Here is a 14,740-nt window from a genome sequence, read left to right on the forward strand (position 1 = left end):
CGATTTTTCTGCTCGCCCTTTTAGATAATTTATAATTTAAATTATTTATATTGGGTATAAATTTAAAAAATACTAAATCGAAAAATAGATTTTTATGCATGGAAATGTTAATATAATAACTAAGATAAATTATTAACATTCTGATGAAAGTAATTATATAGTATTTAAGGAGGATATAACATGAGAATTGTTATAGTTGGAGCAGTTGCAGCAGGAATGTCTGCAGCAGCAAAATTAAAAAGAATGAAGCCAGAGTATGAAGTTGTAGTTTATGAAAAAACTGATATAGTATCATTTGGAGCATGTGGGTTGCCTTATTTTGTTGGTGGATTCTTTGATGAACCTAATAATATGATAGCTAGAAGTACAGAAAAGTTTAGAGAAACTGGAATTGATTTAAATATATTTAAAGAAGTTATAGCAGTTAATACTGATGATAAAAAAATAAGAGTCAAAGATGTTAAAAGTGGAGAAATATACGAAGATTCTTATGATAAGTTAATGATAGCTACAGGTGCAAGAAGTATAATACCTCCTATAAAAAATGTTAAACTTGAAAATGTTTCAACATTAAAAACTATGGAAGATGGTATTAAAGTTAAAGAAATATTAAGCAAAGATGAAATAAAAAATGTTGTAATAATAGGTGCAGGATTTATAGGATTAGAAGCTGTTGAAGCCGCTAAAAAATTAGGAAAGAACGTAACTGTTATTCAATCTTCAGATAGAGTGTTAAATGCAGTATTTGATAAAGAAATAACTGATGTATTAGAAGAAGAAATAAAATCTCATAATGTTGAGTTACGTTTAGAGGAATTAGCTTTGGAATTTGTAGGAGAAACTAAAGTAGAAAAGGTAATAACTAATAAAGGTGAAGTAGATGCAGATTTAGTCATAATAGCTACAGGTGTTAAACCTAATACAGAATTCTTAAAAGACACAAGTATAGAAATGTTAGGAAATGGTGCTATTATAGTTGATGAATATGGTAAAACTTCAGTAGAAGATATATACTCAGCAGGTGATTGTGCAACCATAAAAAATATTGTAACAGGTGAGAATATGTTTGTTCCACTAGCTACAGGAGCTAACAAACTAGGAAGAATAGTTGGAGAAAACTTAGCAGGAGCTAATAATGCTTTTCAAGGGTCTTTAGCTTCAAGTTGTATAAAGGTTATGAATATGGAAGCGGCTGCTACAGGATTAACTGAAGAAAAAGCTAAAAAGTTGGGATTAAATTATAAAGCTAAATTTATAAGTGATTTTAACCAAACTAATTATTATCCAGGTAGAAATAAAATATATGTAAAGTTAATATATGATGCGGATACTAAGGTAATCTTAGGAGGTCAAGTTGCAGGATTTAAAGATTCTGTTCAAAGGGCTAATGTATTAGCAGCAGCAATATTTGGAAAAATGACAACTAATCAATTAGGTATGTTAGATTTATGTTATGCTCCACCATTTGCAAGAACTTGGGATGTGTTAAATGTTGCAGGAAATGTAAGTAAGTAGCTAACTTTATATAAATAATGCAAAAGGAAACTTGCCCCTTTTGCATTATTTTTTATGTATTCATTTTATAATAGATTACCTTTTTATTTTATCATTATTTTCATCATCAAAATTAAGATGTAACTCAAGTCTATCTTCACCTATAATTGTATTATTAAAAACAGATGTAGCGTTTTCAATATAGTCATATGGATTTTCTAAGGATGGACTAAAATGAGTTAGCAATAACTGTTTAACATTTCCTAAATTAGCTAAGTTAGCTGCTTCTCTAAATGTCATATGTTTATTTTTAACAGCCTTAGATATATCTAGATCATCTCCATACATAGCTTCACATACAAATAAATCACTATTCTTTATAAACTCTGGGATAGTAAGAATCGGTCTAGTATCTGTAATAAAGCTTATTTTTATACCTTTTCTATCATTTCCTAAAACCATATCTGGAGTGTATAGTTTTCCTTCATATTCAATAGTTCTACCTTCTTGTAGTTTTTGCCAGAGTATTTTAGGCACTTCATTTAAATTAGCTTTTTCAACATTAAATTTTGCCTTTCTATTAAAATAAAGACTATACCCTAAGCATTCAGTAGAATGCTCTAAATTTAATGTTGATATTTCTAAATCTTTTAGATGTTTATTTAACAAAGCAAAACTACCTTCTGGATTTTCTAAAACATTTATATTGTAAGGTAGATATTCAACTAAAACTCTAATAGCATTCATAGTTTCAATTATACCTACAGGACCTATAATTGTTAAATCTTCAGTTCTAGAACTATTAGCAATAGTTGATAATAGCCCGATAAGTCCGATAGTATGATCTCCATGCAAATGAGTTATACATATTAAATCTATATTTTTAAATCCACAGTTTTTCATTCTCATAGAAACTTGAGTGCCTTCACCACAGTCGATAAGAATTTTTCTACCTTGATAATTTATAAAGAGAGAAGATAAGTACCGATTAGGCATAGGCATATTTCCACCACATCCTAGCAAAATTAAATCTATCATAATTTTCTCCTTATATTACATTTATTTTATTTAAATTTATATTATTATAACATTGTTATAAGATATCTTATGCAATAAATATAAAAAATAAAATCATATAAATAAATATTTTCATTAAATAAATTCATAGATTAGCTTTTTGTAATATTAACTATATCTGATATCTCAATTAAAAATAAAAACTATAAATTTATAATATTCAATAAAAATGTACTGATACAATCTTAAAAAATTTTACAAATTGTGTTATAAGAAAAATATTAAGATATAATTGAATTAGAAATATAAGGGGAGGAAGAGGAATAATGAATGATAAATTTATTTATACACCAGGTCCTACAGAGGTTAGAGAGAATGTAAGGTTAGCAAGAGCAAAAGCTACTACTAATCCGGATATAGACGTAATGTTTTTTGAGTTTTATAAAAAGACTTGTGATAAGATAGGAAAAATAATAAATACAAAAAATGATGTGTACATATTAAGCGGAGAGGGAATTTTAGGTTTAGAATCAGCTTGTGCATCTCTTACTGAAAAAGATGATAGAGTTCTTGTTATTGATAATGGGATTTTTGGAAGAGGTTTTGATGATTTTGTAAAGATGTATGGTGGGGAAGTAGTATATTTTTCTAAAGAATACACGAAGGATATTAACTATAAGGAGCTAGAAAAATTTTTAGAAAGAGATAATAATTTTAAATACGCTACTTTAGTACATTGTGATACACCAACAGGTGTACTAAATGATTTAAGTAAGTTATGTCCTTTACTTAAAAAATATGGAATAATAACAGTTGTAGATTCTGTAGCTGCTATGGTAGGAGAAGAGCTTAAAGTAGATGAGTGGGAAGTTGACATAGCTCTTGGAGGATCCCAAAAAGCAATATCTGCTCCAGCAGGACTTACTATAATTAGTATAAGTGAAGATGCTAAGAAAATTATAAAAGACAGAAAAACTCCAGTATCAGGATTTTATTGCAATTTATCCATTTGGGAAAATTATTATACAAATAAATGGTTTCCATATACGATGCCTATAAGTGACATAATAGGATTAGATAGAGCAATAGATAATATTTTAGACGAAGGTGTAGAAAATGTATTAAGTAGACATGCTAAAATCGCTTATGCAACAAGAAAAGCATTTAAGGATTACGGGTTAAATTTATATCTAGAAGAAGGGTATTCTAATACAGTTACAGCAGTAGAAATACCATATAACATAGGGGCTAAGAGTCTAACTAATTATTTATTAGAAGAATATAATCTTGTTTTATCAACTTCATTAGGAGAATATTCGGATAAATTAATAAGAATAGGTCATATGGGAGAAAATGCTAGATTAGAAAAAATAGTACCAGTATTAAATTTTATAGATAAAGGATTAAATTCTTTAGGTTTTAAAGGGAATGGAGATTTATTAGAATTATTTAATCATTATTATAATTATAAATAAGAATGATAGCCTAAAGTGAAGAAGTTTTTTTAATAGCTATAGTGCATATATTTACTTACTTTTATTGTTATAAGAGTTACAATTAAGAAAAATAAAGGCTGTATAAAAATAAATTTATACAGCCATTTTTATTTAATTATCCAACTTATATAGTTGTTTTAGGTTATATAATCCTAATAAGAAACTAAAAATACCCATAGCAATTTTCATAAATACAACCTCCAAAGATCAAACAAATTATATATCATACTCATTAAAGTTTAAAAGTTTATTTAAAACTCTTTTAATAATATCATAGTTAAAGCCTTTATATGCTAAATGTTGTGATAGTTTTTGATAAATTTTTCTTTTGTCTTCATTTTTAATTCGTTCATATCTTTTTTTTGCTAAGTACATAGCGTTTTCAAATTCAGCTTCACTATCTATATCACTAATAGCTTTATTTATAGCCGATGAATCTATACCTTTATTATAAAGATTTTGCTTGATTCTATTTTTACCACATTTATTTAAATTAAGATTCGTATTTACAATTTTTTGTGCTAATAAGTTATCATTTATGAAATTATTTCTTTTAAGGAATTCAATAACCTTATCTATTGTATTTTCCTCGAAATCAGTAGATAACTTTTCTCTTATCTTTTTTTCTGATTGGTCAGCTTTAGATAAAATATTTAAAGCTTTATTTTTAGCTTTCAAATACATTTCATCACTTAATATAGCTTTTAAATTATTCTCATCGATTTCATCTCCTTTTTTTAAATTAAAGGTAAAGACTAGTTCCTTAAATATAGCTGTGAAGAATTCACCATTTACATAAATATTTACTCTGTCTTCATTATTTTTTTGTTGTTCTATTTTAGTAATTATAGCCATGTATAAAACTCCTTTGAGGCATTAAGATAAATAATAGTTTAAAAGTGTATTATATATATTTTCTATCTTGAAATTTAACAAAATTAAGGTAAAATATCAAATAGTTGGTTAAAATTAAACTTTAAAGCTTATATACACTATAAATATGATTATATACTAAATTATACAATTTACTATATATTAATATAAAGAAGATGATACAATAATAATATATTTATAAAAAGGAGACTGAAGATGAGGATTGATGATCTAGTTAAAAAAGCAAATGAAATAAATAATATAAAACTAGAACAATTTAAAAAAAATAAATCAAAAATGAAAATAGGTATAATGGGAGGGACTTATGATCCAATACACTATGCTCATTTAGCTACAGCAGAATTTATTAGGGATAAATATAAGTTAGATAAAATAATTTTTATACCTACAGGAAATCCTCCTCATAAACTATCAAATGTAACTAATAAGTACGATCGATATAATATGGTATTAATATCTACAAATAATAATGACGATTTTTTAGTTCTAGATATAGAAATTAAAAATGACAAGAAGACTTATACAGTAGATACCCTTAGATACTTAAAGGATGCTTACAGTAACTGTGATATATATTTTATAACAGGTGCTGATGCCATATGTGATATAGAATCGTGGAAGGATGTAAAAGAGAATTTTAAATTAGCTACTTTTATTGCAGCAACAAGACCGGGAATAAGTGTATTAGAAGCACAAGAAAAAATTGAAAATTTAGAAAAGAAATATAATGCAAATATAATAAGTGTATATGTTCCATCTTTAGATATATCATCAACGTATATAAGACAACAATTAAAGGTTGGCAAATCAGTAAGATACTTATTGCCAGAAAATGTAGAAAAATATATACACGAAAAACATCTATACAAAATTGGAGTGGAATAAATGGCATTGGAAAATATAAATAAAAAATTAGAAGATATGCTACCAAAAAGAAGAATGAAACATTCATTGAATGTAGCAAATTGTGCAGTAAAATTATGTGAAATATATAATTGTGATAAAGAAAAGGCTTACTTAGCAGGTATAGTGCATGATTGTGCTAAGTATTTAGATAAAGATCAGGTTAAGTATTATGTAAAAAAATATAATATTGAACTAGATGAATATGAAAAAAATAATTTAGCACTATCTCATAGTATTATAGGTTCATATATAGCAAAATATGAATTTGAGATATCTGATGAAGATGTATTAAATGCAATTAGATATCATACAACAGGAAAAGAAAATATGAATATTTTAGAAAAAATAATTTATATAGCAGACTTGATTGAAGAAGATAGAGATTTTCCTAATGTAGATATTTTAAGAGAATATACATATAGTGGAAAGTTAGAAGAAGCTTTACTATTATCTTTTAACAATACTATAAAATTTGTAATTGATAATAATCAACTTATACATCCTAGAAGTGTTATAGCAAGAAATTATATAATGAAAAGAATATCACTATAAAAATATATACAATAGAATAATATAATAGAATAATTCAAAAAAATAAAATAGTTAGCGTATACTATTTATGGTATAATAATAAAACATGCTTAGAATTAGGAAAGAGAGGAAGTAATATGACAGTAAATGAAATAACGAAAGTAATATACGATGCAATAGACGATAAGCTAGGTCAAGATATAGTTATAATAAATATAGGTGCAGTATCAAGCTTATGCGATTACTTTGTAATAGCTACAGCTGGGTCTCAAAGACAAGTCAAGGCAATAGCCGATAATGTAGAAGATGAACTAACAAAGCTTGGAATTGAACCAAGAGGAAAAGAAGGATTTGAAACTCAAACTTGGGTACTTCTTGATTATGGTGATGTAATAGTTCATATATTTAACGAAGAGCAAAGAGGATTCTATAACTTAGAAAAACTATGGAAAGATGCTCCATATATAGATATTGACACTTTAGTATAATAATGTTAATATAGGTAATTATAAATAATATAAATAATATAAATTTATTCAAATAGGCTAGAGTAGTAAAAGTAAAAATTTTAATAGAGAGCTAGTGGGTGGTGGAAACTAGTAAATTTAAGCTTTGAACTTGCTAGAATTAAACTATTTGGCCGTAGTTGGCATAAAAACTATCTAAGAGAGTCTATTATTTTAGGCTAATTAGGGTGGTACCGCGAAGATTTAATCCTCGTCCCTAAACAATTTTGTTTAGAGACTGAGGATTTTTTTATTATAAAAGTTAAAACTATTCAAATATGGTTAAAATAACTTTTATAGAATATTTACAAAATATAAAAGGAGGATATATTAATGAGCGTTTATAATCACAAAAGCGTTGAGTCTAAATGGCAAAAAACTTGGGCTGAGAAAAATCAATATAAAACTGATACTCTTGATGCTTCTAAGCCAAATTACTACACATTAGAGATGTTCCCATATCCATCAGGGAAAATACATATGGGTCATGTTAGAAACTATTCTATAGGGGATGTCGTAGCTAGATTTAAGAAAATGGAAGGATATAATGTTCTTCATCCAATGGGATGGGATTCATTTGGTCTTCCAGCTGAAAATGCAGCCATAAAGCATGGAATACATCCACATAAATGGACTATGGAAAACATAGAAGATATGAAAGGACAATTAAAGTTATTAGGTCTTAGTTATGATTGGGATAGAGAAGTTGCAACTTCTACTCCAGAATATTACAAGTTCACTCAAGAAATATTCTTGAAATTTTTAGAACATGGATTAGCATATAAGAAAAAATCTTTTGTTAACTGGTGTCCATCTTGTCAAACAGTTCTTGCTAATGAACAAGTTGTTCAAGGTCAATGTGAAAGATGTGATTCAGTAGTTGTAAAGAAAGATTTAGAACAATGGTATTTTAAAACTACTCATTATGCTGAAGAACTACTTCAAGATTTAGATACTTTAGATGGATGGCCAGATAAAGTTAAGCTAATGCAAAAGAACTGGATAGGAAAAAGTACAGGTGCTGAAATAGTATTTGATATAGATGGAACTGATAAATCTATAACAGTATTTACGACTAGACCAGATACTATTCATGGTGTTACTTGTATGGTTATTGCTCCAGAACATGAGTTAGTAAAAGAATTAGTTGCTGGAACTGAATATGAAAAAGATGTAGAAGCGTTTATTGCAAAAATGCATACTATGACTGAAATAGAAAGAACTTCTACAGATGTAGAAAAAGAAGGTATGTTTATTGGAAAGTACATAGTGAATCCTTTAACTGGGAAGAAAGCTCCTATATGGATAGCAAATTATGTATTAGCTGACTATGGTACAGGTGCTGTAATGGCAGTTCCTGCTCATGATGAAAGAGATAGAGAGTTTGCACAGAAGTATAATTTAGAAATAATACCTGTAATAGATGAAGAAAATAAAATGATAAATTCAGGGGAATTCAATGGAATGGATGCTTCTGAAGCATTTGATAAAATAATCGAAAAAATAGAAGAAATTAATAGAGGAAAGAAAACAGTTAACTATAGATTAAGAGACTGGTTACTTTCTAGACAAAGATACTGGGGATGTCCAATACCAGTTGTTTACTGTGATACTTGTGGTGTAGTTCCAGAGAAAAAAGAAAACTTACCAATATTATTACCAACAGATGTTGAGTTTAGTGGAAAAGGTGAATCGCCTCTTACAACTTCAAAAGAGTTTATGACTACAGCTTGTCCATGCTGTGGAAAGCCAGCTAGAAGAGAAGTTGATACAATGGATACATTCGTTGACTCTTCTTGGTATTTCTTAAGATATATAGATCCTAAGAATACTGAAAATATATTTGATTCAGAAGTAGTTAACAAATGGATGCCAGTTGATCAATATATAGGAGGAGTAGAGCATGCTATAATGCACTTACTATACTCAAGATTCTTTATAAAAGCATTCAATGATATGGGACTTGTTGACTTTAAAGAGCCATTTAAGAACTTATTAACTCAAGGTATGGTTCTTAAAGAAGGTAGTAAAATGAGTAAATCAAAAGGAAACGTAGTTTCTCCACTTGAAATAATAGAAGAGTATGGTGCAGATACTGCAAGACTATTCGTATTATTCGCAGCACCTCCAGAAAGAGATTTAGACTGGTCAGAACAAGGTGTTGAAGGATGTTATAGATTCTTAAATAGAGTTTATAGATTAGTAGATGAATTATCAGAAATTGCTAAGAGCGATGTTAAAATAGATGAATTAACAAAAGAAGATAAAGCTATGAGATATACAATCCATGCAACACTTAAGAAGGTTACAGAGGATTTAAGTGAAAAATTTGGATTTAATACAGCAATATCTTCATTAATGGAATTAATAAATGAAATGTACAAATACAAAGAGCTAGATAATAGAAATAATGCAGTTATAAAAGAAGGTATAGAAACTATAGTAACTATACTTGCACCATTTACTCCTCATATAGGAGAAGAATTATGGACTATGATAGGCAAAGAAGGAAGCATATTTGATATAAGTTGGCCAAAATACGATGAATCTGCATTAGTTAAAGATGAAGTTGAAGTTGTAGTTCAAGTTAATGGCAAAGTTAGAGGGAAGTTAACAGTTGGAGCTAATGTTTCTAGAGAAGAAATGCAAGAATTAGCTATAGCTGATGAAAAAATAAAAGCTTTAGTAGAAGGAAAGACTATAGTAAAAGTAGTTGCGGTTCCTAAAAAATTAGTTAATATAGTTGTTAAATAATTTTTATAAAAATCATATCTAAAATATACTTACATATTTTAGATATGATTTTTTAATTTAAACATAATGTCTATTTAATTTTTTTAAGTTTAAATTAATATTAAATATAAAAGTTATTTACTATAATTTTCGAAAATTTTAGTGAACTAATAAATATATATATAATTTATTCTAAAATAGAAGTTGAATATTTATTCTAAATTATAAAAAAATTGAAAAATAAGAATGTGTAAATAATACATTTGTCACTATGAGGTTTATATCATTTTATAGTAGGTTGTTGCTTTAGGTGTGAGAACGTACACTTTAAAAAGTAAAAGATAAAATAAAATTAAACTTAAAATATTTAACTTAAATATATAATATACCTAACTTTAGGTAAGTTTTTTTATTGAAAAAAAGGTTATAAATCTAAAAAAATGTTGACGAAAACTGATTGTTAATAATATAATTAATTTGTAGAAAAAATAACACATAAAAATGTTAAATAATGTTAAAGAAATGACTATTAAAAATAAACTGTAGGGGGTAATATTATGTTACAAGTTACATTAAAAGATATACAAGATGCAAAGGAAACTATAAAAGATATAGTTAAAAAAACTGATTTATTAGAGTGTGCAGGTCTTAGTAGTATGACTAATGCAAACGTTTTTTATAAATGCGAAAATCTTCAAAGAACAGGATCATTCAAGGTAAGAGGGGCTTGTAATAAAATAGCAAATTTAACTTATGAAGAAAAGGCAAACGGTGTCATAGCGTCTAGTGCAGGAAATCATGCACAAGGAGTTGCTTTAGGTGCAAAGATGAGTGGAATAAAATCAACAATAGTAATGCCAGCAACTGCGCCATTATTAAAAGTTTCTGCTACTAAAGGTTACGGTGCAGAAGTAGTTTTAAATGGACTAGTGTATGATGATGCTTATGCAAAAGCTGTTGAAATACAACAAAAAACTGGTGCTACTTTCTTGCATCCATTTAATGATAAGTATGTAATTGCAGGACAAGGAACTATAGGTCTTGAAATATTTGAACAATTAAATGATAAAGTTGATACAATATTATGCCCAATTGGTGGCGGAGGACTAATAGCAGGTGTTGCTGTTGCGGCTAAAGCATTAAATCCCAATTGTAAGGTAATAGGTGTCCAAACTGCAAATATACCTTCAATGTATGAGTCTATGAAAAAAGGAAAAGTTACAACTGCATTCAACTCAACAACAATAGCTGATGGAATAGCAGTCAAAACTCCAGGAGATATAACTTTTGAAATAATAAAAGAATTAGTTGATGAGATAGTTCTTGTAACAGAAGAAGAAATAGCTCATGGGATAGTATACTTAGTGGAAAATTTAAAAGTTGTAGCTGAAGGATCAGGTGCGGTAACAACTGCTGCTCTAGTAAGTGGAAAGTATGCTCCTAAAGCTGGTGAAAATGTTGTTTGTATAATATCTGGTGGAAATGTAGATGTTAATAATTTATATAGAATAATAGGGACTGGCCTTGCTAAACAGGGAAGAAGATATTCATTCAGTGTAACTATGGTAGATCAACCAGGAGGATTCTCTGAATTAACTAAAATAATAAGTGAAAATAACGCAAATATATTAAATGCTAATCAATCTAGATTATCATCTGGAGCATATATAGGAAAACAAATTGCGGAATTTGTTTTAGAAACATTTGATAATTCACATATAGAAAAAATAAAAGCTGATATAGAATCTGCAGGATTTGAAATAAAAGATTTATAAAAATAATATATACAAATTTTATTATAGGGTAGTATAATATATAGGAAAATGTTGCATAACATATTTAAATTTATAGGAGGAATTAAAAATGAAGCATCAAGTAATACATACTGATAATGCGCCAAAAGCAATAGGGCCATATTCTCAAGCTATAAAAGCTGGAAATTTACTATTTGTATCTGGACAAGTTCCATTTGTCCCAGAAACTATGGAAATAGTTGAAGGAGATGTAAAAGCTCAAACTAGACAATCTTTATCAAATGTAGCTGCTATATTAAAAGAAGCTGGAGCTGATTTTTCAGATGTAGTTAAGTCTACAGTGTTCATAAGTGATATGAATGAGTTTGCTTTAATAAATGAAGTTTACGCAGAATTTTTTGGTGAAAATAAACCAGCTAGAGCTTGTGTAGAAGTTGCTAGATTACCAAAAGATGTTAAAGTTGAAATAGAAGTTATAGCTGTTGTAGAATAATTAATTTCAACATAAGCATATAAAAGTGGCCAGTGTATGCTGGTCATTTTAAATTTGTTATGAAACAGTTCAAAAAAAGTAAGTAAACTAATAATTGAAAAATAAAAAAATAAGAAAAAATATATTCCAAAAAAATGATTTTTTATATATAATATAAATATAAGATTGAATAAATAATAAATTAATGTATAGATGCTTTTATTTAATTAATAATAACTAGTATAGATAATAATAGCTATATACTTAATGCTAATAATAATTAAAAATTAAACACTTTTGTTATTAAATGTTAAACTGATTTTTATTTATAAATCATGAAAATGATTTCAAAATTAGTTTGATATGACATTCAAGAAAAGAGAGGTAAATCAATGGCTAAAGATTATAGTGTATTTGACGTTGTAGGACCAAATATGATAGGTCCATCGAGTTCCCATACTGCAGGAGCTGCAAGACTTGGAAAGACTGCTTCTAAAATAGCAGGTAAGCCTGTAAAAGAAGTTAAATTCTTATTACATGGTTCTTTTGCAGAAACATACAAAGGTCATGGTACTGACAAAGCATTAGTTGGAGGTATATTAGGATTTGATCCAGAGGATGCTAGAATAAGAAACTCTTTTGACATAGCAGAAGAAAATGGTGTTAAATTTGAATTTATAAAAACTGACTTAGGTGAAAATGAACATCCTAATACTGTTAAGATGGAAATGGTTTTAGAAGATGGATCTAAAAGTGTAATTAAAGGTGCTTCTATAGGTGGAGGTAACATAAAGCTTACTGAAATGGATGGATTATCATTAGACTTTAATGGTGTTAAGCCAGCAGTAATATTAGAAATAAAAGATATACCAGGAGCTGTATCTTTTGTAACAGGACTACTAGCTCATAACAATAAGAATATAGCTACAATGTCTACTAATAGACCAGCAGGATCTAAATATACATTCGTAACTATAGAAACAGATGAACCATTAGAGCAAGAAATATTAGATCAAATATCTAAATTTGAAGTTGTAGCTAAGGCTGTAGTTTTAGACAAATTCTAGACAGTAAGGAGAATGAGACAATGAAATATAATTTCACAAGCGGACAAGAATTATTAGAAATGTGCAAAAAGTATGAAATGCCTATACATGAATTATGTTTAGAAAGAGAAGTTGAGCTTTCTGGATTATCTAAAGAAGATATAAGAGCAAAAATGAGACATAGTTTAAATATAATGAAGGCAGCAACAGAGAAAGCTGTTGAAGAAGATATAAAATCAGTTGGTGGACTTATCGGTGGAGAAGCTAAAAAATTAACTATATTTAGAAATAACTCTAAATCGGTTTGTGGATCATTAATGAATAAAGCTTTAGTAGCTGCAATGGGAACTATGGAAGTTAATGCTTCTATGGGACTTATAGTTGCTGCTCCAACTGCAGGATCTTGTGGTATACTTCCAGGTGCTGTAGTTACTATAGGAAAAGAATATGATTTAACTGATGACCAAATGCTAGATGCTTTATTTACAGCTTCTGCAATAGGAGCTATAATAACTAGAAATGCAACAGTTGCCGGAGCAGAAGGTGGATGCCAAGCTGAAACAGGTGCTGCTGCTGCAATGGCTGCTGCAGGTGTTGTAGAAATGATGGGCGGAACTCCTGAGCAAGCTGTACATGCTGCATCTCATTGTTTACAAAACGTAATGGGTCTTGTATGTGATCCAATAGCAGGGCTTGTTGAAGCTCCTTGCCAAGGAAGAAATGCTATAGGTGTAGCAAATGCTTTAATATCTGCTGAATTATGTTTAGCTGGAATATTAAACATAATACCATTTGATGAAACAGTAGAAGCTATGTATAAAGTTGGTAAAGGATTACCAGCTGAATTAAGAGAAACTGCCTTAGGTGGAGTAGCTGCTACTTGTACAGGATGTTCTTTAACTAATAAAATATTCGGATAAAAAAATAAAAGCTATCTCAATAGAGATAGCTTTTATTTTTTTACTAAAGGCTACAATAAATTTGACTATCTATAAATTATGATATAATGAATAAAGGGTAATAAATATATAAATATATAAAATGGAGTGGAGATATGAGTTATAAATTAATAGTAACAGATATGGATGGAACACTATTAGGAGATGACCATGAGGTTACAGAAAATAATAAAATAGCTCTTAAAGAGGCTTTAGATAGTGGTATTTATGTAACTGTAGCAACTGGAAGAATGTACAGCTCAGCAAAATCTCACATAGAATTTTTAAATTCAAAAATACCTATAATAGCATGTAATGGAGCTTTAATAAAAGATTCTAGAAATGATGAAGTAATATTTTCGAATATGATTAATAAAGAAATATGCATAAAAATATTAGGTATATTAGAAAAATATAATGTATATTATCAATATTATTCAGAAGAATTATTGATGTGTAAAAAGCGTGAAAATAATAAAGAGGATGAAATAAGATTAGAGCGTCTTATCAAAAGTGGTATAAACTTAGTGTCATTAAAAAACTTAATGGATTATATTATGTCAGAAGAAATATTAAAAATTATAATTGTAGAAGAAAATGATATATCTATATTAGAAAAAATAACTAAAGAACTTAAGCTTATAGAAGGTATAGAAATAACTAAATCATGGTTTAACAATATAGAAATAATGGCAAAAGGTTCTAGCAAAGGAAACGCAGTAAAGATTATATCAGAATATTTAAATATAGATAAGAGCGATATAATTGCATTTGGAGATAATTATAATGATATAAGTATGTTTCAATATGTAGGTACTGGAGTAGCTATGGGAAATGCAGATGAATATGTAAAGTCAAAAGCTGATTATGTTACAAGTAAAAATAGTGAAGATGGAGTTGCAAATGCAATAAGAGATTTTGTATGCATTAGTAATGTAAATAATTAAAAAAAG

The 14,740-nt window shown here is 28.1% G+C and carries 13 protein-coding genes; 11 read left to right on the top strand and 2 right to left on the bottom strand.

The window, feature by feature from the left end; translation table 11 throughout:
- The first annotated feature begins 180 nt into the window (after positions 1 to 180).
- Positions 181 to 1,515, top strand: a complete 1,335-nt coding sequence (locus HF520_RS02975; protein WP_168572607.1) for a CoA-disulfide reductase — start codon at positions 181 to 183, stop codon at positions 1,513 to 1,515.
- 75 nt (positions 1,516 to 1,590) lie between these two features.
- Here the strand turns inward: HF520_RS02975 and HF520_RS02980 are convergent, their stop codons facing one another.
- Positions 1,591 to 2,532, bottom strand: a complete 942-nt coding sequence (locus HF520_RS02980; protein ID WP_168572608.1) for a ribonuclease Z — start codon at positions 2,530 to 2,532, stop codon at positions 1,591 to 1,593.
- Positions 2,533 to 2,837: 305 nt separating this feature from the next.
- Between HF520_RS02980 and HF520_RS02985 the strand changes: the two genes are divergently transcribed.
- A complete protein-coding gene (locus tag HF520_RS02985; RefSeq protein ID WP_168572609.1) occupies positions 2,838 to 3,986 on the top strand; it encodes a pyridoxal-phosphate-dependent aminotransferase family protein in 1,149 nt (382 codons plus the stop codon).
- A 237-nt stretch (positions 3,987 to 4,223) separates the two neighbouring features.
- Here the strand turns inward: HF520_RS02985 and recX are convergent, their stop codons facing one another.
- Positions 4,224 to 4,862, bottom strand: coding sequence for a recombination regulator RecX (gene recX / locus HF520_RS02990; RefSeq protein WP_168572610.1), 639 nt, complete (start codon positions 4,860 to 4,862; stop codon positions 4,224 to 4,226).
- Positions 4,863 to 5,096: 234 nt separating this feature from the next.
- Between recX and nadD the strand changes: the two genes are divergently transcribed.
- The 9 genes from nadD to HF520_RS03035 all read left to right on the top strand — a co-directional run bounded on the left by nadD (position 5,097) and on the right by HF520_RS03035 (position 14,734).
- Positions 5,097 to 5,786, top strand: a complete 690-nt coding sequence (gene nadD / locus HF520_RS02995) for a nicotinate-nucleotide adenylyltransferase (protein ID WP_168572611.1) — start codon at positions 5,097 to 5,099, stop codon at positions 5,784 to 5,786.
- Positions 5,787 to 6,359, top strand: coding sequence for a bis(5'-nucleosyl)-tetraphosphatase (symmetrical) YqeK (gene yqeK / locus HF520_RS03000; protein ID WP_168572612.1), 573 nt, complete (start codon positions 5,787 to 5,789; stop codon positions 6,357 to 6,359).
- A 116-nt stretch (positions 6,360 to 6,475) separates the two neighbouring features.
- The gene (gene rsfS, locus HF520_RS03005) at positions 6,476 to 6,826 is read left to right on the top strand and encodes a ribosome silencing factor (RefSeq protein WP_168572613.1); all 351 of its coding nucleotides are present in this window, start codon (positions 6,476 to 6,478) and stop codon (positions 6,824 to 6,826) included.
- 351 nt (positions 6,827 to 7,177) lie between these two features.
- Entirely contained in the window at positions 7,178 to 9,598 is a 2,421-nt protein-coding gene (leuS, locus tag HF520_RS03010; protein WP_168572614.1) for a leucine--tRNA ligase, read from the top strand.
- 536 nt (positions 9,599 to 10,134) lie between these two features.
- Positions 10,135 to 11,352 carry a threonine ammonia-lyase gene (gene ilvA / locus HF520_RS03015; RefSeq protein ID WP_168572615.1) on the top strand — a complete coding sequence of 406 codons (1,218 nt, stop codon included), beginning with the start codon at positions 10,135 to 10,137 and terminating at the stop codon, positions 11,350 to 11,352.
- Between the two features lie 88 nt (positions 11,353 to 11,440).
- Complete coding sequence (locus HF520_RS03020; RefSeq protein WP_168572616.1) at positions 11,441 to 11,824, top strand: RidA family protein; 384 nt, start codon at positions 11,441 to 11,443, stop codon at positions 11,822 to 11,824.
- Positions 11,825 to 12,195: 371 nt separating this feature from the next.
- Positions 12,196 to 12,870, top strand: a complete 675-nt coding sequence (gene sdaAB / locus HF520_RS03025) for an L-serine ammonia-lyase, iron-sulfur-dependent subunit beta (protein ID WP_168572617.1) — start codon at positions 12,196 to 12,198, stop codon at positions 12,868 to 12,870.
- Positions 12,871 to 12,890: 20 nt separating this feature from the next.
- Positions 12,891 to 13,769, top strand: a complete 879-nt coding sequence (gene sdaAA / locus HF520_RS03030; RefSeq protein WP_168572618.1) for an L-serine ammonia-lyase, iron-sulfur-dependent, subunit alpha — start codon at positions 12,891 to 12,893, stop codon at positions 13,767 to 13,769.
- Positions 13,770 to 13,903: 134 nt separating this feature from the next.
- A complete protein-coding gene (locus tag HF520_RS03035; RefSeq protein ID WP_168572619.1) occupies positions 13,904 to 14,734 on the top strand; it encodes a Cof-type HAD-IIB family hydrolase in 831 nt (276 codons plus the stop codon).
- Positions 14,735 to 14,740 lie beyond the last annotated feature (6 nt).

This window comes from Romboutsia sp. CE17, assembly GCF_012317385.1.
Classification (GTDB): Bacteria; Bacillota; Clostridia; order Peptostreptococcales; family Peptostreptococcaceae; genus Romboutsia_E.

What these genes read in the sequence shown, in the direction of transcription:
- HF520_RS02980 (WP_168572608.1), bottom strand. Translation starts at nt 2,532, where the DNA reads ATGATAGATTTAATTTTGCTAGGATGTGGTGGAAATATGCCTATGCCT.
- recX (WP_168572610.1), bottom strand. Translation starts at nt 4,862, where the DNA reads ATGGCTATAATTACTAAAATAGAACAACAAAAAAATAATGAAGACAGA.
- sdaAB (WP_168572617.1), top strand. Translation starts at nt 12,196, where the DNA reads ATGGCTAAAGATTATAGTGTATTTGACGTTGTAGGACCAAATATGATA.
- nadD (WP_168572611.1), top strand. Translation starts at nt 5,097, where the DNA reads ATGAGGATTGATGATCTAGTTAAAAAAGCAAATGAAATAAATAATATA.
- HF520_RS03035 (WP_168572619.1), top strand. Translation starts at nt 13,904, where the DNA reads ATGAGTTATAAATTAATAGTAACAGATATGGATGGAACACTATTAGGA.
- HF520_RS02985 (WP_168572609.1), top strand. Translation starts at nt 2,838, where the DNA reads ATGAATGATAAATTTATTTATACACCAGGTCCTACAGAGGTTAGAGAG.
- HF520_RS03020 (WP_168572616.1), top strand. Translation starts at nt 11,441, where the DNA reads ATGAAGCATCAAGTAATACATACTGATAATGCGCCAAAAGCAATAGGG.
- yqeK (WP_168572612.1), top strand. Translation starts at nt 5,787, where the DNA reads ATGGCATTGGAAAATATAAATAAAAAATTAGAAGATATGCTACCAAAA.
- ilvA (WP_168572615.1), top strand. Translation starts at nt 10,135, where the DNA reads ATGTTACAAGTTACATTAAAAGATATACAAGATGCAAAGGAAACTATA.
- leuS (WP_168572614.1), top strand. Translation starts at nt 7,178, where the DNA reads ATGAGCGTTTATAATCACAAAAGCGTTGAGTCTAAATGGCAAAAAACT.
- rsfS (WP_168572613.1), top strand. Translation starts at nt 6,476, where the DNA reads ATGACAGTAAATGAAATAACGAAAGTAATATACGATGCAATAGACGAT.
- sdaAA (WP_168572618.1), top strand. Translation starts at nt 12,891, where the DNA reads ATGAAATATAATTTCACAAGCGGACAAGAATTATTAGAAATGTGCAAA.
- HF520_RS02975 (WP_168572607.1), top strand. Translation starts at nt 181, where the DNA reads ATGAGAATTGTTATAGTTGGAGCAGTTGCAGCAGGAATGTCTGCAGCA.